Raw genomic sequence first — 21,546 nt, forward strand, 5'->3', positions numbered from 1 at the left:
CCTGCTCACCACCGTTACGGGCAATCGCACTTCCTGCTGCCAGCAAGCCAGTGTGGCAACAAACGCCTGGCCCGTGTCTAGACCAGGAGAAATGTCTCGATCCTCTTGATTTCGAACACACGTTCGAGTAGGCTGAGTGCATGGCACTCTCGGCCCCTGCACAGCAGGCCCTGACAGCCCTCACCGGGCTCCAGGGCCTTGCCGGCGTGTGCTGGAGTGAGCTTCCTGAAGAGGATCTGCCGGCAGCCGCGGCGGCTCTCGCGCAGGCGAAGGCAGTCATCGAGGGTGCCCTCGTCGCGGTGGCCCACGAGCTCGAGCTCACCGACGCCGCGGCGAAGCACGGGTGGGCGAGCGCGAAGGACTTCCTCACCGCACAGCTCGGGGGCTACAAGGGCTCCGGCGGCGGACTGGTCCGGCTCGCCGAGCAGACCAAGCTCCTCCCCCGACTCCGCGAGGCACTCAGCGCCGGTGAGGTGTCGCTCTCCCAGGCACGGGTGATCGCCCAGTCCGTGGCGAAGCTCCCGCGACCTGCCGAGGATCTGCGGGCTGCGGCGGTCGAGGCGATGCTGGCCCGCGCCGAGCAGTTCGACGCCACCGACCTGGAGAAGCAGTTCGACGACGTCCTCACCGAGATCGACTTTGATGACACCCTCCACGCCTACGACCTCGACCTCCCCATCCGCGAACGAGCAGCCCACCAGGCAAGGTTCCTCTCTTTCTCCACCGACCGCTTCGGCGGCGTGAAGATCAAGGGCTACGGCTCGCCCGAGGAAGCCGAGCTCATCAAAGCCGTCCTCATGCCCCTCGCCGCACCCGTCACCACCGAACCCGGCGCCTGCGGCGGCGACCCCGCCCTCGTCGGGAAGCGCGACGCCGACGGCCACCGGCTCGAGCACGCCGGCGGCTGCCCCGACCCCGTCTGCGCCCACGACGGCCGTGACCCCCGCGACTCCGGCGCCCGGATGTGGGACGCCCTCCTCGACGCCTGCACCCGCCTGCGCGCCACCGACTCCCTCCCCCACGCCCACGGAACCAATGCACGCATCTTCGTCACCACCGACCTCGACACCCTCCGCCAGCAACTCGCCGACCACGACGAGCAGGCACAACAACGCGCGGCCACCGAAGAAGCCGCCACCACCGCGGGGTTCCGCACGCCACCACGAGGTGAGCGACCCGCCACCGCGCCAAAGACGGCCACCCTGGCCGACGGCATCCCCCTCTCCGCCACCGCCGTACGACGACTCGCGTGTGACGCGGAGATCATCCCCGGCGTCCTCGGCACCAACGGCCAGATCCTCGACGTCGGCCGCGCCCACCGCCTCGTCACCACAGCGATCTGGCTCGCCCTCGTCCTGCGCGACCGACACTGCGCCTTCCCCGGCTGCAACCGACTCCCGATCGCCTGCGACGCCCACCACATCGTCCATTGGGCCGACGGCGGTTCGACCAGCCTCGACAACCTCATCCTGCTCTGCCGCAGGCACCACACCATGACCCACCACACCTCATGGACCGTGTCGATCGACCCCGAGACACGACAACCCGTCTGGCAACCGCCACCCAGAGTCGACGATCGGGAGCGCTACACCTGGCTCCCACCCGGCAGCCGACCACTCCACCCCGCAGCCTGACGCCGGGATCGTCGCGGGCGTCCGGCCACGTCGATGACGCCGACGCCGACGCCCGATCGGTCGACTAACGCACGGGCTCGTCGGAGCCGCTGAGGCGCTGGGCGAGCCAGATCGGGATGATCGAGACGACGATCAGGAAGGCCGCGACGACATTGACGACCGGGGCCTGGTTGGGCCGGAAGAGGTTGGAGAAGATCCAGATCGGCAGCGTCTGTTGATTCGCGCCCGCGGTGAAGGTGGTCACGACGATCTCGTCGAACGAGAGGGCGAAGGCGAGGAGACCACCAGCCAGCAATGCCGAACGCAGCAAGGGGAAAGTGACCAGCCGGAACGTCGTGAACGGCGAGGCACCCAGGTCGGCGGAGGCCTCCTGCAGCGAGCCCTGCAGACGGCGGAGGCGAGCCTGGACGTTGTTGAAGACGGTGACGATGCAGAAGGTCGCGTGCGCGACGACGATGGTGAGGAAGCCCAGCCGGAGCCCGAAGACCGACTGGAACATGTTGTTCAGCGCGACACCGGTGACGATGCCCGGCAAGGCGATGGGCAGGATGATCAGCAGCGAGACGACGTTGCGGCCGAAGAACCGCTGCCGCTGCAGCCCGAAGGCGGCGAGGGTGCCGAGCACCAGCGAGATCGCGGTGGCGATCAGACCGACCTCGATCGAGACGGCCAGCGCATGCTTGGCACCCGACGAATGCGCCGCGTGGTCCCACCAGGTCAGCGTGTAACCGGTCGGTGGCCAGGCGAACGTCTTGGAGACGTTGAACGAGTTGAGCACCACGAGCAGCAGCGGCGCGTAGACGACGGCCAGCACCACCGCGGTCGCGGCGCCGAGGATGGCCTTGAGGCGACGAGAGAGCATCAGAGGTTCTCCAGAGCGCCGGTGCGACGGACGGCCCACAGGTAGACGAGCATCACGACGACCGGCACGAAGGCCAACGCTGCGGCGAACGGCAGGTCGTTCGCCGTACCGACGGACTGATAGACGACACCACCCAGCACCTGGGTCGGGCCGCCCACGATCTTCACGGCCACGTAGTCACCCAGCGACAGCGAGAAGGTGAAGATCGAGCCGGCGACGAGCGACGGGAAGACCGATGGGACGATCACGCGACGGAGGGTGGTTCCGAACGAGGCGCCCAGATCCGCCGAGGCCTCAAGCAGGGAGGCCGGAAGGCGCTGGAAGCCGGCGTACACGGGAAGGATCATGAAGGGCAGCCAGAGGTACGCGAGTGTGATCACCAGCCCCGTGAGCCCGTAGCCGAGGTGGATGCCGAGCGAGGCGAGCGGTCCCTCGTGGGAGAGCATCGCCCGCCAGGCGTAGGCCTTGACCAGGTACGAGGCCCACAAGGGCATCAGCACCGCGATCACCAGGATCCGCTGCCACCGGGCAGAGGCGACCTTGGCCATGAAGAACGCGATCGGCAGCGCCAGTACGGCGTCGATGATCGTCACCACGACGGCGATGCCGACCGTGCGGAGGGCGACGGTCCGATACACGCCGTTGGTCAGCAGTGAGTTCAGGTTGTCGAGGGTGAAGGTGCGGACGACCGCGCCCGTGAACTCGTCGACCGACCAGAAGGCCGTCAGGAGCAGGGCAGCCAGGGCCCCGAGGTAGGCGACACCGAGCCACAGCATCGGTGGCGTGAGGAAGGCCAGCGTCGACCAACCCGCCGCGCGACTCCTCGGGGACCCTGACTGATTGCTCATGCGTGTCTCGGATCAGCCCTTGATCTCGGTCCAGGCCTTGGCCCAGTCCGAGTACGGGACGCATTTGGTGTCCGTGCGGCCGTCGAGACACTGCGAGATGGGCGTGGTCCAGTACCAGATCTTCTTGGCGTAGTCGGCGTCGGCGGCGTGGAAGCTGTCGCAGAACCCCGGGTCCTTGTCGACCGTGGCGATGGTGTCGCACGCCTTGGCGTTGGCCGGTGCCTCACCGAAGTAGTACGCCGAGGCGGCATTCCCCTCCGGCCCGCCGATGTAGTCGAGCCAGGCGTAGGCGCAGTTGGGGTGCTCGGACTTCGCGTTGATCATCCACGTGTCCGACCAGCCCGTCGCGCCCTCGTCCGGCACGAGCGACTCGATCGGCTTCTTGTCGGCCTGGACCAGGTTGACGATGACCTGCCACGAGGTGCCGAGGACGTCGTCGCCCTTCTCGAAGGCCTGTTGCTGGGCTGCGTAGTCGCTCCAGTACTCACCGACGGCCTTGCGCTGGTCCTTGAGCAGCGCCACTGCGGCGTCGAACTGCTTTTGGTCGAGCGCGTAGGGGTTGGTGATCTTCAGCTCCGGCTTGGTCTTCATGAGGACCAGCGCGGCGTCGGCGATGTAGATCGGGCTGTCGTAGGCCGAGATCTTGCCGGCGTACGGCGACGACGGGTCGAACATGTCGGCCCAGCTGGTCGGGGCCGGCTTCACGACGTCGGGGTTGTAGGTCAGCAGGTTGGCGCCCCAGCCCTGCGGCATGCCGTACATCTGGTCGTCGACCGAGTTGTAGGCCGTGTCCTTGAGGAAGGGCTGGATGTCGGCATAGTTCTTGAGCAGGTCGGTGTTGACGGGCTGCACGTAGCCACCGGCGATGAGACGCAGCGTGGCGTCACCGGAGGCCGAGACGACGTCGTAGTCGCCGGTCTTCATCAGGTTGAGCGCCTCGTCCGACGAGCCGAAGTACTTCACCGTCGCCTGGCAGCCGGTCGCCTTCTCGAAGGGCGTCACCCAGTCGTACGCCGGGTCGTTGCTGCCGTCCTCGGCGTAGCCCGGCCAGGCGAGGATGTTGACCGAGCCCTCGTTGTCCCCGAGCGACTTCACCATCGGGACGTCGGGCGCCTTGAAGCCCCCGGAGGCCCCGTTCGATCCCGTGGACGAGTCCGACGAGCCGCACGCGGACAGGGCGAACGCCCCGACCGCGAGCAGGGCACCGGCTCGGAGAGTGAGCGACTTCTTCATCTACTTCTCCTTGGTGAGGGTGGGTGACAGAGTGACGACGTCGTCGGGGCTCCAGCTGACCGTGACCCGGTCACCGCGCTTCGGGAGCGCGCCGAGGTGCGCGGAACTGCTGTTGGGCTGGGAGACGGTGATGGTCGAGCCGTCGGCGAGGGCGACGATCGTGTGCGTGGCAGCGCCGAGGTAGACGACCTCCACGATCTCCCCGTCCGCGCTCATGTCGCCGGGGGCCGGGGCACCGAGCCGCAACCGCTCCGGGCGCACGGCACCTCCGTCGATCAGGTTGGTCGTGCCGACGAAGCCCGCGACGAAGGCGTTGGCGGGCTGCTCGTAGAGCTCCACGGGCGTGGCGAGCTGCTCGATCAGGCCGGCGTTGAAGACGGCGATCCGGTCGCTCATCGTCAAGGCCTCCTGCTGGTCATGGGTCACGAAGACGAACGTGATGCCGACCTCGCGCTGGATCTCCTTGAGCTCCAGCTGCATCTCACGACGGAGCTTGAGGTCGAGGGCTCCGAGCGGCTCGTCGAGGAGCAGCACCGTGGGCCGGTTGACCAGGGCGCGGGCGAGGGCGACGCGCTGCCGCTGGCCACCGGAGAGCTGGTGCGGCTTGCGGTCACCGAAGCCCTCGAGCCGCACCTGTGCGAGTGCCTCCTCGGCGCGCTTGCGGCGTTCGGTCGCGGGCACCTTCTTGACCTTGAGGCCGTATTCGACGTTGCCCCGCACACTGAGGTGCGGGAAGAGCGCGTAGTCCTGGAAGACGGTGTTGACGTCACGCCGGTGGGCCGGGACGTTCGTGACGTCGACTCCCCCGAGCTCGACGAGACCGGCGGTGGGCTGCTCGAAGCCGGCGATCAGCCGAAGCACGGTGGTCTTGCCGGAGCCGGACGGGCCGAGCATGGAGAAGAACTCACCGTCGGCGACCTCGAGGGAGATGTCGTCGACCGCCCGCACCTCGCCGTAGTCGCGACGCAGCCCGGTGAGGCGGATGGCTGGGGTCGACGTACTGGCCATCGTCACTCCCCGATGTAGGACATCACGTGCTTGATCCGGGTGTAGTCCTCAAGCCCGTAGACGCTGAGGTCCTTGCCGTAGCCGGAGTGCTTGAAGCCGCCGTGCGGCATCTCGGAGACGAACGGGATGTGGGTGTTGATCCAGACCACGCCGAAGTCGAGACGCTTGGCCAGGCGCATCGCGGTGCCGTGGTCCCTGGTCCAGACCGACGAGCCGAGGCCGTACTTCACTCCGTTGGCGTAGGCGAGCGCCTGCGGCTCGTCGGTGAACCTCTGGGCGGTGATGACCGGGCCGAAGATCTCGGACTGGATCTGCTCGTCGTCCTGGTGGAGTCCAGCGAGCACGGTCGGCTCGTAGAACCAGCCGCCCTCTCCCCCGGTCACCGTGGCCTGACGGCCACCGGTGGCCACGCTCGCGTGGTCGGGCAGCCGGTCGACGACGCCGGCCACGCGGTCGAGCTGGCCGGGGTTGTTGAGTGCACCGAAGTAGGTGTCATCGTCGTACGGCATGCCCGTCTTCAGCGAGCGCACGGCCTCGGCCAGCGCGGCGACGAACTCGTCGTGGATGCCCTCCTGCGCCAGGACGCGGGTGGCGGCGGTGCAGTCCTGGCCGCCGTTGAAGAGGCCCGCCTCGGCGATCGCCGCGGCCGCCTTGCCGAGGTCCGCGTCGTTGAAGACGATCACCGGCGCCTTGCCGCCGAGCTCGAGGTGGACCTTCTTCACATCGACGGCCGCAGCTTGGGCGACCTCGATGCCGGCACGGACCGAGCCGGTGATCGCGATCATCTGCGGCGTCGGGTGGACGGTCATCGCGGCCCCTGTCCTGCGGTCGCCGGCGATCACGTTGAGCACACCAGGCGGCAGGAACTCCTGGGCGATCTCGCCGAGCAGCAAACTCGCGGCCGGAGTGGTGTCCGAGGGCTTGAGCACGATGGTGTTGCCCGCCGCCAGCGCCGGGCCGATCTTCCACGCCATCATGTTGAGCGGGTAGTTCCACGGGCAGACCTGCCCGACGACGCCGATCGGCTCGCGCCGGATGATCGAGGTGTGGTCGGCGAGGTACTCCCCGGCCGAGCGGCCCTCGAGGGTGCGGGCCGCACCGGCGAAGAACCGGATGTGGTCGATGGTCGCCGGCATCTCCTCGCTCCTGGTGAGCGAGTAGGGCTTCCCGGTGTCCTTGACCTCGGCGGCGAGCAGGTCCTCGGCGCGGGCCTCCATCGCGTCGGCGAGGCGGAGCAGCCGCTCGGAGCGCTCGCGCGGCGTCGTCTCGCCCCACGCCTCGAAGGCCTTCGCCGCGGCGGCGTAGGCACGGTCCACGTCCTCCGCCCCGGACATCGGCGCCTGGGCGTAGACCTCCCCCGTGGCCGGGTCGTGGACGTCGTACGTCGTGCCCTCGGCGGCGTCGACGAGCTGACCGTCGATGACGTTCTTGAGCTGCTGCATGGCTCGGAACCTACTCACTTCTCAGGCGATGTGGCGATGGTCGCGTCGTGGACCTTGACGCCCGCGACCCACGTGGAGACGACGCGCACGTCGGCGATCCCGTCCGGCTCGCTCGCGAAGGGGTCACGGTCGTGGACGACGAGGTCGGCGGTCCGGCCGGGCGCGATCACGCCCGCGTCGTCGCGGTGGTTCACCCAGGCGCTGCCCGAGGTGTAGGCCTCGAGCGCGACCTCGAGAGTGAGGGCCTGCTCCGGGTTGAGCGGCTCACCGCCGTCGTCGGGATCGGTGCGGTTGACGGCCACGTGCAACGCCTTCCACGGGTCGGGCGTGGAGACGGGCCAGTCACTGCCGGCGACGAGCGGGGCACCGTGGCCCACCATCGCGGCCCACGGGTACTGCCAGGTCGCGCGCTCCGGCCCGACGTGCGGGAGGGTGAGGTCGATCATCTGTGCGTCCTGGCAGGCCCAGAGGGTCTGCATGTTGACGGCGATACCCAGCTGGCCGAAGCGAGGCTGGTCGTCGGGCCGGACGAACTGGAGGTGCGCGACGTGGTGTCGGCGGTCCGCCTCGGGGTGGGCGGCGATCGCCGCTTCGAGTGCATCGAGCGCCTCGGTCACCGCGCCGTCACCGATGGCGTGGATGTGGACCTGGAAGCCCTCGGCGGCCAGGAGCGGGGCGGCCTCCGCGAGCACGCCGGGGTCGACGAACGAGTGCCCCTGGTTGTGCGTCGCGTGACCACACCGGTCGAGGTAGGGCGCGCTCATCGACGCCGTGCCGTTCTCGGCCACACCGTCCTGCATCACCTTGACGCTGGTCGCGCGGAACCGCCCGGCGGCGTAGGCCTCGCGGCGTGCCACCAGGTTGGCGATCTGCTCGACGCCGCGGTCGCGGTCCCACCACAACGCGCCGACGACATCGGCGGCCAGTTGCCCGCTGCGCGCTGCCGAGGCGTACGTCGGCCCGGGATCCGACATGCCCGCGTAGGCGCCGATGATCGCGTCCTGCCAGCCCGTCACACCGACCGAGAAGAGGTAGGCCTGGGCCTCGAGCAGCCCGGCCAGGAGCTCCTCCGCGGTGGTCTCGGGCAGGCGGTCGGCGACCAGCGCCATCGCGCCCTCGTGCAGCGTGCCGGTGGGTGTGCCGTCCTGGTCGCGCTCGAGGTAGCCGTCGGCGGGGTCGGGCGTGGCGGCCGTGACACCGGCGATCTCGAAGGCCTTCGAGTTGGCCCAGGCACCGTGGTGGTCGCGGTTGACGAGGAAGACCGGACGGTCCGGGAGGATCTCGTCGAGGTCTGCTGCGAGCGGGGTGCCGCCCGGGAAGCAGGCCATCGCCCAACCCCCTCCGACGATCCACGGGAGGTCGGGGTGGGCGTCGGCGTACGCCCTGATCGCCTGCAGGTAGGCCTCGCGCCCATAGAGCTGGGAGAGGTCGCAGCGGATCCGCTCGAGGCCGCCCTGGACCGCATGGATGTGGGCGTCGGTGAAGCCCGGCGTGAGCAGCCCGCCAGCGAGGTCGACCAGCTCATCGACCTCCCCCGGGCCGGGCAGGTGGGCGGCAGCGTCGGCGGCATAGACGGTGTCGATCACACCGTCGCGCACGAGCACACCGGCGACCTCGCTGCGATGGCGGTGCCCGTCGAAGATCGGACCACCTGTGAAGAGCGTCGTAGCCATGGATTCTGTCTATCAGAGCCGGGCTTTGCTTCGCATTCACGTTTGTGACACGCATGTAACAACGGATTCCGTTGTTAGACTCGGGACATGGCCCGGGAACCGATGACGTACGACCAGATGCAGCGCGCTGCGAAGGACCACCTGTGGATGCACTTCACGCGCCACTCGTCCTATGCCGAGGCCGACGTGCCCATCATCGTCAAGGGTGAGGGCGCCTACATCTGGGACGCGAAGGGCAAGAAGGTCCTCGACGGTCTCGCCGGCCTCTTCGTCAACCAGGTCGGCCACGGCCGCACCGAGCTCGCGGAGGCCGCGGCGAAGCAGACCCAGGAGCTCGCCTTCCATCCGCTGTGGTCCTATGCGCACCCGACGGCGATCGAGTTGGCCGACCGGATCGCGGCTGCCGCACCCGGCGACCTCGACCGGGTCTTCTTCACCAGCGGTGGCGGCGAGGCCGTCGAGACCGCGTGGAAGCTGGCCAAGAACTACTTCAAGCTGCAGGGCAAGCCCGGCAAGCACAAGGTGATCTCGCGGGCGATCGCCTACCACGGCACGACCCAGGGCGCCCTCTCGATCACCGGCATCCCGGCGCTCAAGGCGCCCTTCGAGCCGCTGGTGCCGTCCACCTTCCGAGTGCCGAACACCAACATCTACCGCGCAGCCGAGATGACGTCGGGCCTGCTCGACGGCTCCGACCCCGTGGCCTTCGGCCAGTGGGCGGCCGACCAGATCGAGATCGCGATCCTCAACGAGGGCCCCGAGACCGTCGCGGCCGTCTTCCTCGAGCCGGTCCAGAACGCCGGCGGCTGCTTTCCGCCGCCGGAGGGCTACTGGCAGCGGGTGCGCGAGATCTGCGATCGGTACGACGTCCTGCTGGTCTCCGACGAGGTCATCTGCGCCTACGGGCGACTCGGGGCGATGTTCGGCGGCCAGAAGTTCGACTACATCCCGGACATCATCACCTCGGCCAAGGGCCTGACGTCGGGCTACTCCCCGCTCGGCGCGATGATCGCCTCGGAGCGGCTCTTCGAGCCGTTCAAGGACAGCGGTGACGTGTTCTACCACGGTTACACGTTCGGTGGTCATCCCGTGAGCTGTGCTGTCGCCCTGGCCAACCTGGACCTCTTCGAGTCCGAGGGCCTGCTGGAGAACGTCAACACCAACGAGGCCGCCTTCCTCGCCACGCTGTCCAAGCTCAAGGACATTCCGATCGTCGGCGACGTCCGCGGGTCGGGCTACTTCTACGGCATCGAGCTCGTGAAGGACCGCGACACCAAGGAGACGTTCAGCGATGAGGAGTGCGAGCGCATCCTCTACGGCTACGTCTCCAAGGCGCTGTGGGACGAGGGCCTCTACTGCCGCGCCGACGACCGCGGCGACCCCGTCATCCAGCTCTCTCCCCCGCTGATCATCGGTCAGCGCGAGTTCGACGAGATCGAGCAGATCATCCGCGTGGTGCTGGAGAAGGCGAGCTCGATGCTCTGAGGCCCGGCCCGGCGCTACGTTGTCGGCATGACGTTCGTGAACGCCGGCACGATCGGCACCCTGCCCGGCCACCGCGACGAGCTCGTCGCCACGCTGACCCGTCGCAACGATCTGCTGCGCGAGCTCGGCTGTCAGCTGTACGAGGTCGGTGTCTCGGAGGAGTCGCCCGACACGGTCTTCGTCGTCGAGCTCTGGGACTCCGCCGAGGCGCACCAGCGCTCGCTCGAGCACCCGGACGTCCGCGGGTCGATCGCGGAGGCGCGCCCGATCCTGTCGGGCGAGTTCGGCGGCTTCCGGTTCGAGGTTGCCGGCTCGCCGTTGCGGCAGGCGTAGGGCGCGCCGGCGCGCCAGCGCGCGTCAGTGCGGGATCATCCCGCCGAGCGCAGAGAGCACGAGCGCCCGGGCCTCGTCGCCGAGGGACTTCAGCGAGTCGTCGATGAGGTGGCGGTAGAACTCCTTCTCCGCCGCGAAGGCGCGCTCGCCCTCCGGCGTGAGCGCCAGCACGACGGTGCGCCGGTCCGTCGGGTGGGCGCGGCGCTCGATGTAACTGTCACGCTCGAGCCGGTCGGCGAGGCTGGTCATCGTCGAGGGCGTCAGGCGCAGGCGGCGACGTACGGCAAGGATCGGGGTCGCGCCGTTGAGGCCGAGGTCCTGGATGAGCATCCGGGCACGCAGGTCCAGCGCAGAGGTCGGGCGCGCGCGGTGCTCGGCCTCGATCACGTGGACCAGCCGCATGAGCGACTCGATCTCGCGCTCGGTCGCTCCGGACTCCTGCTTCGCCATGCGCAGACCCTACTGACCGTTCACCGGCTTCACGGCCGCGACACCGGCCCGAGGATCCGGTCGATCGACGGGCTGCCGAAGCGGCCGTCCGGATCGAGCTGCCCGCGCAGCACGGCGAAGTCGTCCCAGCGCGGGTAGAGCGTGCTCAACGTCGCGGCATCGAGGGTGTGCCACTTGCCCCAGTGCGGCCGGCCGCCGAGCGCGACGGCGGCGTCCTGTGCCTGCTGCCACGCGGTCTCGACGTCCACGCCCGGGTAGATGGCCGCGCCGATGCAGGCCGTCGGACGGCCGTGTGTCGGGTGCAGCCACGCCGTCTCGGCGGGCGCGATACGCGTCTCGCATGGGAAGGCGTAGGGCAGCTTGGCGTCCTCGATCGTGCTCATCAGCGTGCTCACGGCGTCGTGCGCCCGCTCGAGCGGCACGCCGAACTCCCAGGCGTCGTGGCGTACGAAGAGCGGTCGGAGGAAGACCTTGTCGTAGCTGTCGACCGTGGTCTCGGGCCTGATCCCCTTGGCGAAGGCGCGGCTCAGGGCCGGAACGAGCCGCGGCGCCCGGCGCGCGACCATGCCCATGGCGTTGAGGCCGTGGTTGACCTTCACGACGTCGCGGAACCACTCGCCCAGTGCCGACGGCTTGTCGATCGGATCCTGCGTGCGCTCGGCGGTCCACATCAGCACCTGATCGATGTAGGGCATGAAGTAGAGGCCGACATGGCCGGTCTCCGGCGGTGCGGCGAGGATCGCGTACGCCTGCTGGCGGCTGACCACCGAGTCCGAGCGGCGCAGGTGGTACGTCGGCACCGCCTGGATCGTGACGGAGACGATGATCCCGAGGGCGCCGAGGCTGACGCGCGCGGCGTCCCAAAGGTCGGAGTCGGTGTCCTCGGCGCTGCAGGAGATGATCGAGCCGTCGGCGAGCATCAGCTCGAGCGCGACGACCTGCGAGGCGAAGGCGGGCATGTGCAGGCCGGTGCCGTGCGTGCCGGTGGAGAGCGCGCCGCCGATCGACTGGTGGTCGATGTCGCCCATGTTGGCGAAGGCCAGGCCGAGCGGTCGCATGTGGTCGCGGATCTGGTGCAGCGTCGCGCCGCCCTGCACGGTGATCTGGGCCCGTCGCTCGTCCACGTGCAGCACCCGGTTGACGTGCCGCAGGGAGACCTGCACCTCGGGGGCGATCGCGACGTCGTTGTAGGAGTGGCCGCTGCCGACCACCCGGACCCGCATGCCGTCGGCCGTCGCCTGCTTCAGCATCGTCCGCAGCTCATCGAGGTCGGCCGGCGCGACCGCGCACTGAGGGCGCACGCTCACGCGCTGGGCGAAGTTGGTCCAGGTGCCGTCGGCGGAGACCTCCGCGCCGGCCGGGCGACGTGATCCCATAAATGTTCCTTGTCTCGTAATATCTCTTGTACGTAACTTCCGAGATGCATATGATCGACATCACAACGTCATCGCGTCAAGGAGGCCCTCCGATGGGTGTCACCATCGTCAACCCGACGAGCTTCGAGGCCGCGCCTCGCTCGATCCCCCGCCACACCCTCACCGAGCTGCGGGGGCTGACCGTCGGCTTCCTCAGCAACAGCAAGATGAACGCCGACAAGGTCCTCGAGGGTGTCGCGACCGGCCTGGTCGAGCGCTTCGGCATCACGCCGCGGCTCTACGCCAAGCGCGTGCCGTCGATCGCTGCCACCGACGAGCTACTCGACCAGATCAAGGACGAGTGCGACGCCGTCGTCGTCGCGATGCTCGACTGCGGCTCGTGCGCGTCGTGGGCCGTCGCTGACATGGCCGCGCTCGCCGAGCGCGGCCTGCCGGTCGCCGGCATGGCGTCGACCCAGTTCGAGGGCTTCTCCCGTCAGGTGCTGGCCATCCAGGGCGCCGATGCGCTCGGCCTCTCCGTGGTGCAGCACCCCATCGGCGGCATCCCGCCGCGCGAGGCCTTCGACCGCGTCACCCCGACCGCCCTCGACGAGGTCATCACCGGCCTGACCGTCCCCACCTCCCAGGAGTCTGCAGCATGACGACCCTCAGCAACGCGCCCAGCGACCTGCTCGACATCGCCGACGCAGGAGACGAGGAGGCCGCCGCCGAGCGCCTGCACCAATGGGGATGGACGGACGGGCTGCCCGTCGTCGTACCCACACCGGAGCGGGTCGACCGGTTCCTGGCCGCCGCCGTCCGCGACGCCGACGCGTCGCTCGGGCCGATCGCCCCGCGCGGGGCGGAGCTGACCCTGCGCAGCCTCGCCGCCAACGCCGTCATGGCCGGCTGCCTGCCGGAGTACATGCCGGTGATCGAGGCCGCGGTCGTCGCGATGCAACAGCCCGACTTCAACCTCTACGGCATGCAGATGACCACGCACCCGTGCGCGCTCATGGTCGTGGTCCAGGGCCCGATCGCCGCACAGCTGGGAGTGAGCAGCGGCGCCGGCTGCATGGGCTCCGGCCACCGCGCCAACGGCACCATCGGGCGCGCGATCCGGCTCATCGCGATGAACATCGGCGGTGCCCGTCCCGGCGAGGGCGAAGTCGCCGGCGACATCGACCGCGCCACCCAGGGCACGCCGGCCAAGTGGTCCTTCTGCTTCGCGGAGAACCAGGCGGAGAGCCCGTGGCCCACCTTCGCCTCCGAGCTGTACGGCGACGCCTGGAGCGCCGACGACAGCTTCGTCACGGTCGGCGCGGTCGAGGGGCCGCACAACATCAACGATCACCAGTCGACCACCGGTGAGAACCTGCTCAAGACGATCGCCGCGACCATGTCGACGCCGGGCGCCAACACGATCTACCGCGGCGGCGACCAGTTCGTCGCGCTCGGCCCCGAGCACGCGAAGGTCCTGCACGACTCCGGCTTCGACCGGCGCAAGGCGCAGGAGTACCTCCACGAGCACGCCCGCGTCGACGCCACCCGCGTCGGTGTCGAGAAGCTCGAGGAGGCCAGCCTCTGGGGCGGCTACCGCCTCCGCCTCGAGGAGTGGGAGAACCGCGTCCCGATCTCCCGGGCAGCCGAGGACATCCGGCTCATCGTCGCGGGCGGCACCGGCAAGCACTCCGCCTGGATGCCGACCTTCGGTGCCATGTGGAGCCAGACCGTGCGCGTACCGGGCGCCGGCGAGGGTGTCGGCTTCGACGTCGCGCCGCTCAATGAGACCGCCGCCTGGGCGAACGACCTGGAGTCGTGAACCAGCAGTGAGTATCTGGGCCAACGCGCCTGCCGTCCCGTCGCTGCCGACCGACGGCGTCCTCGACGCCGTCGTCGTCGGCGGCGGGCCGGCGGGCTGGACGGCGGCGATCTACCTCGCCCGCGCCAAGGCCTCGCCGGTCGTCCTCGCCGGAGGCGCGGTGGGCGGCCAGCTGATGGACACCGGGATCGTCGAGAACTTCCCCGGCTTCCCGCAGGGCATCGACGGCCCCGAACTGATGGGCCGCATGCGGGAGCAGGCCGAGAACGCCGGTGCTCGGGTCTTCACCCGCGAAGCCACCGCCCTGCGCCTCGTGCCGGATGCGGGCGGGGTGCACGAGATCGACACGGCCGAGGGCACGCTGCGGACCCGCTCCGTGGTGTTCGCCACCGGCTCGTCGCCCCGGCGCCTCGACGTACCCGGGGAGGCGGAGCTGGGCGGCGGCAACGGGGTGGCGTACTGCGCCGTCTGCGAGGCACCGCTCTTCGCCGGCAAGGACGTCGCCGTCGTCGGCGGCGGCGACAGTGCGATGGAGGAGGTCCTGGCCGTCTCGAAGCACGCCCGCCGGGTCCACCTCGTCCACCGTCGCGACACGTTCCGCTGCGCGCCGGTGCTGCTCGAGCGCGTCCGGACGCGACCCAACGTGCAGGTCCACACCGACGCCGTCGTCACGTCGATCCACGCCGACGACAGCGGCAGGCTGGCCACCGCCCGCATCGAGACCCGGAACGGCGGCACGTGCGACCTCTCCGTGCAGGGCCTCTTCGTCGCGATCGGCCACACGCCCCGCACCGAGCTCGCCGCCAAGGCTGGCACCGCGCTCTCGCTCACACCCACCGACCACCTCCACCTGACCGGATCCGGCGGCGTCACCGCCGTCCCCGGCGTCTTCGCCGCCGGGGACGTCGCCGACGACCTCTTCCGCCAGGCCATCACCGCCGCGGGCGCCGGCTGCGCCGCCGCCCTCGCCTGCCAGCGCTACCTCGAGGAGCACCCTGCATGACCACCGCGACCCCGACCGGACCGCTCAGCGGCATCCGCGTCCTCGACCTGACCCGCGTGGTGATGGGGCCGTTCGCGACACAGATCCTCGCCGACCAAGGGGCCGACGTCGTGATGATCGAGGCCGCCAGCGGCGACACCAACCGGGTCATGGGCCCCGGCCCGACACCGCAGTTCTCCGGAATCTCGCTCAACCTGCTGCGCAACAAGCGGTCGGTCGCACTCGACCTCAAGGACCCCGACCAGGCGATCACCGTCCGCACCCTCGTCGAGCAGGCCGACGTCGTCGTCGCGACCATGCTGCCGCGCTCGTTGCGGAAGCTCGGACTCGACTACGACAGCATCCGGGAGCTCAACCCCGAGATCGTCTACTGCCAGGCCCAGGGCTGGGCGCTCGGCTCCGTTGACGAGGACCTGCCGGCGTACGACGACATCATCCAGGCCGCCGTCGGGGTCGGCGACATGATGGACCGCGTCGCCGGTGAGCCGAGCCTGCTGCCGACGATCCTCGCCGACAAGGTCTGCGGGTTCGCGATCGCACAGGCGGTGACGGCGGCGCTCTTCCACCGGGCGCGGACCGGCCAAGGACAACACGTCGAAGTGCCGATGGTGCAGGCGATGACCGCCTTCATGCTCGCCGAGCACGGCGCCGGAGCCATCCCGGAGCCGCCGACACCGCAGGGCGACTCCCCCGCCACCGGCTACCCGCGGGTCATGACGCCGGAGCGCCGTCCGCAGCAGACCAAGGACGGGTGGATCCAGATCCTCCCCTACCACCCCGGGCACTTCCTCAAGATCTTCGTCGACGTCGGCGAGACCCAGCTGCTCGACGACCCGCGCTTCTCCTCGCTCGCCGAGGCGATCAAGCACGCACACGAGCTCTACCCGCTCTTCCGTGCGATCGTGCCGCGCCGCACGACGGCCGAGTGGCTGGAGTTCTGCCGCCGTGAGTCGATCCCGGCCGTCCCGATGGTGACGCTCCAGGACATGGTCGACGGGTTGGTGCTCGCGGAGCACCCGACCGCCGGCAGTTATCGGACGATCCCGCCGACGGCGAACTTCTCACTCACGCCTGCCGACGTACGCCTGCCCGCGCCCGGGATCGGCGAGCACACCGACGAGGCCGCCTCCCTCTGGGCCGGCGCGGAGGTGGAGGCATGAGCACGATCGGACTGCAGGCGACCGAGCTGACCGCCGCCGAGCGCGAGCTGCAGGCGGAGGTCCGGGCGTGGCTCGATGAGCGGCTGCCGGAGGGCGGCTACCCGATCGGCCTCGGCATGGTGGGCCACGTCGACCCGGAGTTCTCCCGCGACCTCGGCGCCAAGGGCTGGTTGGGCATGGCCCTGCCCCAGGAGTACGGCGGCGGGGGCCGCACCGCCGTGGAGCGGCTGGTCGTCGTCGAGGAGCTGCTCGCCCGTGGCGCCCCGGTCGGCCACCACTGGATCGCCGACCGGCAGTCGGGCCCGAGCATCGCACTGCACGGCACACCAGCGCAGAAGCAGGAGTTCCTGCCACGGATCGCCAGCGGCGAGCTCTGCTTCGCGATCGGCATGTCCGAGCCGGACTCCGGCTCCGACCTCGCCTCGATCAGGAGCAAGGCCGAGCCGACCGAGCGCGACGGGGTCTCCGGCTGGGTGATCAACGGCAGCAAGATCTGGACCTCCGGCGCGCACATCGCCGACTACATCCTCGGCCTCTTCCGCACGGGCAACGACAAGCACGCGGGCCTCACCCAGTTCATCATCGACCGCGAGACCGAGGGCCTTCGGATCGACCCGATCCCCTTCATCGACGGCGAGCTGCACTTCTGCCTCCTCACCTTCGAGGACGTCTTCGTCCCGGACAGCCGTCGCCTCGGCGAGGTCGGTTGGGGCTGGATGCAGAACCAGGGCGAGCTCGTCCTCGAGCGGGGCGGCGTCGACCGCTGGATGTCGGCCATGCCGGTGCTCGAGCGGTGGGTGCAGCGCGAGCTCGCCACGGATGCGGCGGCCGACGCGCGCCTGAAGGACGACCTCGCCGGCATCACGTCGCGGTGCTGGGCGTTCCACGGCATGTCGCTCGCGGTCGCCCGCATGGTCGACGCCGGGGAGCTGCCGAAGACCGAGGCCGCGCTGGTCAAGGACATGGCCACCCGCTTCGAGCAGGAGTGCATCGAGATCGTCGTGCGCCACCTCGGTCGCATGCCCGACCCGACCTCCGAGGACCCGTTCGAGGCCCTGCTGGCCACTGCGGTGCTCAGCAAGCCGTCGTGGACGATCCGCGGCGGCACCACCGAGATCCTGCACAACCTGATCGCGAAGGAGCTCCGACGGTGAGCGACCCCGGGAACGACCTGCACGACCTCGTCACCCGACTCTTCGCCGAGCGGGTCGACCACGAGGTGGTCCTCGAGGCCGAGCGCACCACGCTGCTCGCGGGCCTGTGGCAGAGGGTCGCCGAGCTCGGCCTGCCGTGGATCGGGGTGGACGAATCGGCCGGCGGCTCCGGCGGCGGGCTCGCCGACGTGGTGACACTGCTGCGCGCCGCCGGAACGCATGCCGTGCCGCTGCCGCTTCTGGAGACCCACCTCGCCACGTGGGCCTTCGCCGCCTCCGGAGGCACGGTCGACGCAGGAGCGCCCTGGTCCGTCGCCCCCGGTACGCCGGCCGACACCCTCACAGTAGACGGGAACCGTGCCACCGGCGTGCTCCACGACGTCGCCTGGGGTGGCTCGGCCGAGCGGGTCGTCACCCTCCTCGGTGAGCAGCTCGTCGTCCTCGACCCCTCCGACGCCTGGGTGCGTGAGGGCCGCGACCTCGCCGGCCAGCCGCGCGACCACCTCTCCTTCGACGGCGCGACCGTCGAGCTCCTGGCGGCCGTCGTCAGCGCGGAGCAGCTGCGCCAACGGGCCGCCGTGCTCCGCGCGGCCCAGATGGACGGCGCGATGCAGCGCGTGTACGACGTGACCAACACCTACGTCTACCAGCGCGAGCAGTTCGGCCGGCCGGTCGGCACCTTCCAGGCCGTCCGCTCGCACCTCGTCCAGCTCGCCCAGGTCGCGGTCATGACGCGGCTCTGCGTGGACCGGGCCGCGGCCACACTCGCCGCCGGCGAGGAGGGGTCGTTCCCGGCGTACGCCTCCAAGCTGCTGGCCAACCAGAACGCCGCCCTCAGCACCAGGTCCGGCCACCAGGCGCACGGAGCGATCGGCATGACCCAGGAGTACGTCCTGCAGGACCTCACCCGCCGGCTCAACGCGTGGCGTGGCGATTGGGGCACCGAGCGTGCACTCGCCGGCCGGATCGGCAGTGCCGTCATCGACGCGCGCCGCGTCGCCACCATCGCCACCGACCGAGGAGCGCTGACCGTATGAGCAGGGTGACCCTGACGCACGACGGCCGGGTCGCCCTGGTCGAGCTGCGAGACCCGCCGGCCAACTTCTTCGACCGGGACAAGCTCGCGGCGATCGCGGACGCCGGCGAGCAGGCATCCGCCGAGGGAGCGCGGGCGATCGTGCTGGCCTCGGAGGGGAAGCACTTCTGCGCCGGCGCCAGCCTCGCTCCGACCGGAAGCGTCGACGGCGACAGCGCCAGCGACCCGCGGGCCGCAGCGGCGGCCGTCTACGAGCAGGCCGTGCGGATCTTCCGGCTCGATCTGCCTGTCGTCGCCGCTGTGCAGGGTGCCGCGGTGGGTGGGGGGCTCGGCCTCGCCTGCGCAGCCGACTTCCGCGTCGCCGGCCCGACCACACGGTTCGAGGCCAACTTCGCCCGACTCGGCTTCCACTGCGGCTTCGCGCTCAGCGTCTCCCTCCCCCGCATCGTCGGCGAGTCCGCGGCTGCACGGATGCTGCTCACCGGGCTTCGCGTGAACGCCGAGGAGGCACTCGCGATCGGCCTCGCCGATCGCCTCGCCGACGCCGGTGAGGAGCGGACGGTCGCACTCGCCCTGGCCGCCGACCTGGCGGCTGCGGCTCCCCTGGCCGTGCAGTCGATGCGCCGCACGCTGCGGGCGGGCCTGCTCTCCGGGATCGAGGCGGCGCTCGAGCACGAGCTCGACGAGCAGGAGCGGCTCTGGCAGACCGAGGACGCCGCCCTCGGCATCACCGCCTCGCTCGAGCGGCGCGCCCCCGTGTTTCTCGGACGCTGAACCCACCCACCCTCTGTTGAAGCAGCACCAGGAGAACCAGATGACCCAGCACGTTGTGATCAGCGGCCTCGCCGACGGCATGGGCCGGCAGACCGCCCTGCTACTGGCACAGAAGGGCGTCGCCATCGCCGGCTTCGACGTCGACGAGGCCGGCCTGAAGTCCCTCGCCGTCGAGCTCGACGCCCTCGGCGCCCAGCACCACCTGATCCCCCTCGACATCACCGACCGCCCCGGGATCCTGGCGTTCCGTGAGTCGGTGCTCTCGACGTTCGGGTACGTCGACACCGTCATGTCGAACGTCGGCGTGCCGTTCTTCGGGCCGTTCGAGGAGGTCGACCTCGAGCGTGCGCTCAAGGCCTTCGAGATCAACGTGATCGGTGCCGCCGCTCTGTTCCAGGCGTTCATCCCCGGCATGCGCGAGCGTCGTGCCGGCAAGCTCGTCGCGGTCGCCTCGCTGGTCGGCCGGATCCCGTTCCCGTTCGAGTCGATCTACTCGTCGACGAAGTTCGCGGTCGAGGGCATGGTGCAGTCGCTCAAGTACGAGGTCGAGCCGTTCGGCATCAAGGTCGCGCTCATCGAGCCGGCGCAGGTCTCGACCGGCTTCGCCAAGAAGTCGCTCAAGCTGCCCGACCCGAGCTCGCCCTACTACCAGCGGGCGATGCGCTTCATCGACCGCGACAACGAGCTCGTCGAAGGCGCCACCACGCCGGCCGTCGCCGCTGACAAGATCGCCGCCGTCGTGCTGGCCGAGAAGCCCAAGCTCTTCAACCAGGTCGACACGATGAGCTCGATCTTCTTCTTCCTCAACCAGCACCTGCCGACCAGGGTCCGTGACAGGATCCTGCTGAACCACATGCGGATCAACGACTGACCCGCTGGGGTTTCAGGAGTCGAAGCCGAAGCCGAGGCGGTCCATGGATCTCAGGAAGAGATTGCGCCTTCCTCCGTGGGCATCCGAGGCCTCGAGCGACGCGGTCATCGCCTTGATGCCCGCCCAGCGGAAGGGCTCGGGCGGGAACGGCAGCGGCTTGGTGCGGACCATCTCGAGCTTGGTCCGCTCGGTGATCTCACCGGCCAGGTGGTCGAGCATCACCTGCGCGCCGAAGCGCGTTGCGGCCACGCCGAGGCCGGTGTAGCCGAGCGCATAGGCGACCGAGCCGCCGTACGCGGTGCCGAAGAAGGCGGAGAAGCGGGTGCAGGTGTCGATCACACCGGCCCAGCGGTGGGTGAACCGCAGCCCCTCGAGCTGCGGGAACGTCTCGAAGAACTGCGCGGCCAACAGGTCGTGCGTCCGCCCCGACGTCTCCAACACCGGCGAGATCTTGGAGCCGTAGTGGTACACCGCGTCGTAGCCGCCCCACAGGATCCGGTTGTCACGCGTGAGGCGGTAGTAGTGGAAGAGGTTCGCCGAGTCACCGACGCCTTCGCGCCCTCCCCAGCCGATCGACGCGAGCTGGGCGCCCGACAGCGGCTCGGTTATCAGCACGTAGTCGTAGACCGGCACGGTCATCAGGCGCAGCCGGCGCAGCAGCGACGGGAACGCGTTGGTCGCGAGGGCCACCTGACCTGCCCGCACCCAGCCGGCGTCGGTCGTGAGGCGGAGTGACGTGCTCGCCCGCTGCAGCGAGGTGACACGCGAGCCCTCGTGGATCACGACCCCTGCCTCGAGGCAGGCGGCCCGCAGGCCCCAGGCCAGTCGCGCCGGCTCGAGGAGCGCGGTCTCGTCGGGGAGGGCGAGCCCGCCGAGGTACGTCGGCGAGTCGAGCCGTGCTCGCGTCGCGACCTGGTCCAGCACCGAGTGGGCGACGCCGTGTTCGGCCAGTGTGGCCGACAGCTCGTGCAGCTCCTCCACCTGGTGCGGCTGGGTGGCGACCGCGAGCTCGCCCGAGAGCCGCCAGTCACAGTCGATGCCGAGGCGCTCGATCGTCGCGCCGATCTCGCGCAGGTTCTCCGCCCCCAGGCGGTCCAGTGCGTCGAGCTCGGAGGGCCAGCGCTCGAGGCCGTTGCCGAAGCCATGGGTCAACGACGCTGACGCAAAGCCCCCGTTGCGCCCGGAGGCCTGGTCGCCGCACTGTCCTGCCTCGAGGAGCAGCACCGACTTCTCGGGGAATCGCTCTCGGGCGAGGAGTGCCGTCCACAGCCCCGTGTAGCCACCGCCCACGACGACCAGGTCCGCCTCGGCCGCTCCCACCAGCGGCGGGAGCGGCGCGGGGCGGACCTGGTCGTCGAGCCAGTAGGACGTCCGGACCGAATCCTGGAGGGACGGATGCATCG

At 70.0% G+C, this 21,546-nt stretch carries 20 protein-coding genes; 11 read left to right on the plus strand and 9 right to left on the minus strand.

Annotated elements, in window-relative coordinates; translation table 11 throughout:
* Positions 1-140: 140 nt before the first annotated feature.
* Entirely contained in the window at positions 141-1,634 is a 1,494-nt protein-coding gene (locus LH076_RS10910; RefSeq protein WP_227780729.1) for an HNH endonuclease signature motif containing protein, read from the plus strand.
* Between the two features lie 64 nt (positions 1,635-1,698).
* Here the strand turns inward: LH076_RS10910 and LH076_RS10915 are convergent, their stop codons facing one another.
* Genes LH076_RS10915 through LH076_RS10940 form a run of 6 tightly spaced genes read right to left on the minus strand, consistent with a single transcriptional unit; the run spans position 1,699 to position 8,700 of the window.
* On the minus strand, positions 1,699-2,496 hold the full coding sequence (locus tag LH076_RS10915; RefSeq protein ID WP_227780730.1) for an ABC transporter permease: 798 nt from the start codon (positions 2,494-2,496) through the stop codon (positions 1,699-1,701).
* The gene (locus tag LH076_RS10920) at positions 2,496-3,344 is read right to left on the minus strand and encodes an ABC transporter permease (protein ID WP_227780731.1); all 849 of its coding nucleotides are present in this window, start codon (positions 3,342-3,344) and stop codon (positions 2,496-2,498) included. Before LH076_RS10920 ends, LH076_RS10915 begins: the two co-directional genes overlap by 1 nt.
* Before the next feature lie 12 nt (positions 3,345-3,356).
* Positions 3,357-4,577 carry an ABC transporter substrate-binding protein gene (locus LH076_RS10925; RefSeq protein ID WP_227780732.1) on the minus strand — a complete coding sequence of 407 codons (1,221 nt, stop codon included), beginning with the start codon at positions 4,575-4,577 and terminating at the stop codon, positions 3,357-3,359.
* A complete protein-coding gene (locus LH076_RS10930) occupies positions 4,578-5,585 on the minus strand; it encodes an ABC transporter ATP-binding protein (protein ID WP_227780733.1) in 1,008 nt (335 codons plus the stop codon).
* 2 nt (positions 5,586-5,587) lie between these two features.
* Positions 5,588-7,027: a gamma-aminobutyraldehyde dehydrogenase gene (locus LH076_RS10935; RefSeq protein ID WP_227780734.1), complete on the minus strand. Its 1,440-nt coding sequence runs from the start codon at positions 7,025-7,027 to the stop codon at positions 5,588-5,590.
* Positions 7,028-7,041: 14 nt separating this feature from the next.
* The gene (locus LH076_RS10940; protein ID WP_227780735.1) at positions 7,042-8,700 is read right to left on the minus strand and encodes an amidohydrolase; all 1,659 of its coding nucleotides are present in this window, start codon (positions 8,698-8,700) and stop codon (positions 7,042-7,044) included.
* Between the two features lie 87 nt (positions 8,701-8,787).
* Here LH076_RS10940 and LH076_RS10945 point away from each other — a divergent pair, with 87 nt between their 5' ends.
* Positions 8,788-10,185, plus strand: a complete 1,398-nt coding sequence (locus tag LH076_RS10945) for an aspartate aminotransferase family protein (protein WP_227780736.1) — start codon at positions 8,788-8,790, stop codon at positions 10,183-10,185.
* 27 nt (positions 10,186-10,212) lie between these two features.
* Positions 10,213-10,518 (plus strand): putative quinol monooxygenase, encoded by a 306-nt coding sequence (locus tag LH076_RS10950; protein ID WP_227780737.1) that lies wholly within the window; start codon positions 10,213-10,215, stop codon positions 10,516-10,518.
* Between the two features lie 24 nt (positions 10,519-10,542).
* On the opposite strand, the gene LH076_RS10955 is transcribed toward LH076_RS10950, so the two are convergent.
* Positions 10,543-10,968, minus strand: a complete 426-nt coding sequence (locus tag LH076_RS10955; RefSeq protein ID WP_227780738.1) for a MarR family winged helix-turn-helix transcriptional regulator — start codon at positions 10,966-10,968, stop codon at positions 10,543-10,545.
* A gap of 29 nt (positions 10,969-10,997) precedes the next feature.
* Positions 10,998-12,344, minus strand: coding sequence for a D-arabinono-1,4-lactone oxidase (locus LH076_RS10960; RefSeq protein WP_227780739.1), 1,347 nt, complete (start codon positions 12,342-12,344; stop codon positions 10,998-11,000).
* 92 nt (positions 12,345-12,436) lie between these two features.
* On the opposite strand from LH076_RS10960, the gene LH076_RS10965 reads away from it, so the two are divergent.
* The 8 genes from LH076_RS10965 to LH076_RS11000 are packed head-to-tail and all read left to right on the plus strand — an operon-like array spanning position 12,437 to position 20,143.
* Positions 12,437-12,985: a hypothetical protein gene (locus LH076_RS10965; protein ID WP_227780741.1), complete on the plus strand. Its 549-nt coding sequence runs from the start codon at positions 12,437-12,439 to the stop codon at positions 12,983-12,985.
* Positions 12,982-14,145 (plus strand): hypothetical protein, encoded by a 1,164-nt coding sequence (locus tag LH076_RS10970; protein ID WP_227780742.1) that lies wholly within the window; start codon positions 12,982-12,984, stop codon positions 14,143-14,145. The genes LH076_RS10965 and LH076_RS10970 overlap by 4 nt, the downstream gene beginning before the upstream one ends.
* 7 nt (positions 14,146-14,152) lie before the next feature.
* On the plus strand, positions 14,153-15,148 hold the full coding sequence (locus LH076_RS10975) for an NAD(P)/FAD-dependent oxidoreductase (protein ID WP_227780743.1): 996 nt from the start codon (positions 14,153-14,155) through the stop codon (positions 15,146-15,148).
* Complete coding sequence (locus LH076_RS10980; RefSeq protein WP_227780744.1) at positions 15,145-16,308, plus strand: CaiB/BaiF CoA transferase family protein; 1,164 nt, start codon at positions 15,145-15,147, stop codon at positions 16,306-16,308. Before LH076_RS10975 ends, LH076_RS10980 begins: the two co-directional genes overlap by 4 nt.
* Positions 16,305-17,462, plus strand: a complete 1,158-nt coding sequence (locus tag LH076_RS10985; RefSeq protein WP_227780745.1) for an acyl-CoA dehydrogenase family protein — start codon at positions 16,305-16,307, stop codon at positions 17,460-17,462. The genes LH076_RS10980 and LH076_RS10985 overlap by 4 nt, the downstream gene beginning before the upstream one ends.
* Positions 17,459-18,499, plus strand: a complete 1,041-nt coding sequence (locus tag LH076_RS10990) for an acyl-CoA dehydrogenase family protein (protein WP_227780746.1) — start codon at positions 17,459-17,461, stop codon at positions 18,497-18,499. The genes LH076_RS10985 and LH076_RS10990 overlap by 4 nt, the downstream gene beginning before the upstream one ends.
* Positions 18,496-19,272 carry an enoyl-CoA hydratase/isomerase family protein gene (locus tag LH076_RS10995; protein WP_227780747.1) on the plus strand — a complete coding sequence of 259 codons (777 nt, stop codon included), beginning with the start codon at positions 18,496-18,498 and terminating at the stop codon, positions 19,270-19,272. The genes LH076_RS10990 and LH076_RS10995 overlap by 4 nt, the downstream gene beginning before the upstream one ends.
* Positions 19,273-19,312: 40 nt before the next feature.
* Positions 19,313-20,143 carry an SDR family NAD(P)-dependent oxidoreductase gene (locus LH076_RS11000; protein WP_227780748.1) on the plus strand — a complete coding sequence of 277 codons (831 nt, stop codon included), beginning with the start codon at positions 19,313-19,315 and terminating at the stop codon, positions 20,141-20,143.
* A 12-nt stretch (positions 20,144-20,155) separates the two neighbouring features.
* Here the strand turns inward: LH076_RS11000 and LH076_RS11005 are convergent, their stop codons facing one another.
* A complete protein-coding gene (locus tag LH076_RS11005; protein ID WP_227780749.1) occupies positions 20,156-21,544 on the minus strand; it encodes an NAD(P)/FAD-dependent oxidoreductase in 1,389 nt (462 codons plus the stop codon).
* Between the last annotated feature and the right edge of the window lie 2 nt (positions 21,545-21,546).

Source organism: Nocardioides sp. Kera G14 (genome assembly GCF_020715565.1).
Taxonomy (GTDB): Bacteria; Actinomycetota; Actinomycetes; order Propionibacteriales; family Nocardioidaceae; genus Nocardioides.

What these genes read in the sequence shown, in the direction of transcription:
- LH076_RS10945 (WP_227780736.1), top strand. Translation starts at nt 8,788, where the DNA reads ATGGCCCGGGAACCGATGACGTACGACCAGATGCAGCGCGCTGCGAAG.
- LH076_RS10995 (WP_227780747.1), top strand. Translation starts at nt 18,496, where the DNA reads ATGAGCAGGGTGACCCTGACGCACGACGGCCGGGTCGCCCTGGTCGAG.
- LH076_RS10955 (WP_227780738.1), bottom strand. Translation starts at nt 10,968, where the DNA reads ATGGCGAAGCAGGAGTCCGGAGCGACCGAGCGCGAGATCGAGTCGCTC.
- LH076_RS10920 (WP_227780731.1), bottom strand. Translation starts at nt 3,344, where the DNA reads ATGAGCAATCAGTCAGGGTCCCCGAGGAGTCGCGCGGCGGGTTGGTCG.
- LH076_RS10970 (WP_227780742.1), top strand. Translation starts at nt 12,982, where the DNA reads ATGACGACCCTCAGCAACGCGCCCAGCGACCTGCTCGACATCGCCGAC.
- LH076_RS10980 (WP_227780744.1), top strand. Translation starts at nt 15,145, where the DNA reads ATGACCACCGCGACCCCGACCGGACCGCTCAGCGGCATCCGCGTCCTC.
- LH076_RS10940 (WP_227780735.1), bottom strand. Translation starts at nt 8,700, where the DNA reads ATGGCTACGACGCTCTTCACAGGTGGTCCGATCTTCGACGGGCACCGC.
- LH076_RS10935 (WP_227780734.1), bottom strand. Translation starts at nt 7,027, where the DNA reads ATGCAGCAGCTCAAGAACGTCATCGACGGTCAGCTCGTCGACGCCGCC.
- LH076_RS10910 (WP_227780729.1), top strand. Translation starts at nt 141, where the DNA reads ATGGCACTCTCGGCCCCTGCACAGCAGGCCCTGACAGCCCTCACCGGG.
- LH076_RS11000 (WP_227780748.1), top strand. Translation starts at nt 19,313, where the DNA reads ATGACCCAGCACGTTGTGATCAGCGGCCTCGCCGACGGCATGGGCCGG.
- LH076_RS10985 (WP_227780745.1), top strand. Translation starts at nt 16,305, where the DNA reads ATGAGCACGATCGGACTGCAGGCGACCGAGCTGACCGCCGCCGAGCGC.
- LH076_RS10925 (WP_227780732.1), bottom strand. Translation starts at nt 4,577, where the DNA reads ATGAAGAAGTCGCTCACTCTCCGAGCCGGTGCCCTGCTCGCGGTCGGG.
- LH076_RS11005 (WP_227780749.1), bottom strand. Translation starts at nt 21,544, where the DNA reads ATGCATCCGTCCCTCCAGGATTCGGTCCGGACGTCCTACTGGCTCGAC.
- LH076_RS10950 (WP_227780737.1), top strand. Translation starts at nt 10,213, where the DNA reads ATGACGTTCGTGAACGCCGGCACGATCGGCACCCTGCCCGGCCACCGC.
- LH076_RS10960 (WP_227780739.1), bottom strand. Translation starts at nt 12,344, where the DNA reads ATGGGATCACGTCGCCCGGCCGGCGCGGAGGTCTCCGCCGACGGCACC.
- LH076_RS10930 (WP_227780733.1), bottom strand. Translation starts at nt 5,585, where the DNA reads ATGGCCAGTACGTCGACCCCAGCCATCCGCCTCACCGGGCTGCGTCGC.
- LH076_RS10965 (WP_227780741.1), top strand. Translation starts at nt 12,437, where the DNA reads ATGGGTGTCACCATCGTCAACCCGACGAGCTTCGAGGCCGCGCCTCGC.
- LH076_RS10915 (WP_227780730.1), bottom strand. Translation starts at nt 2,496, where the DNA reads ATGCTCTCTCGTCGCCTCAAGGCCATCCTCGGCGCCGCGACCGCGGTG.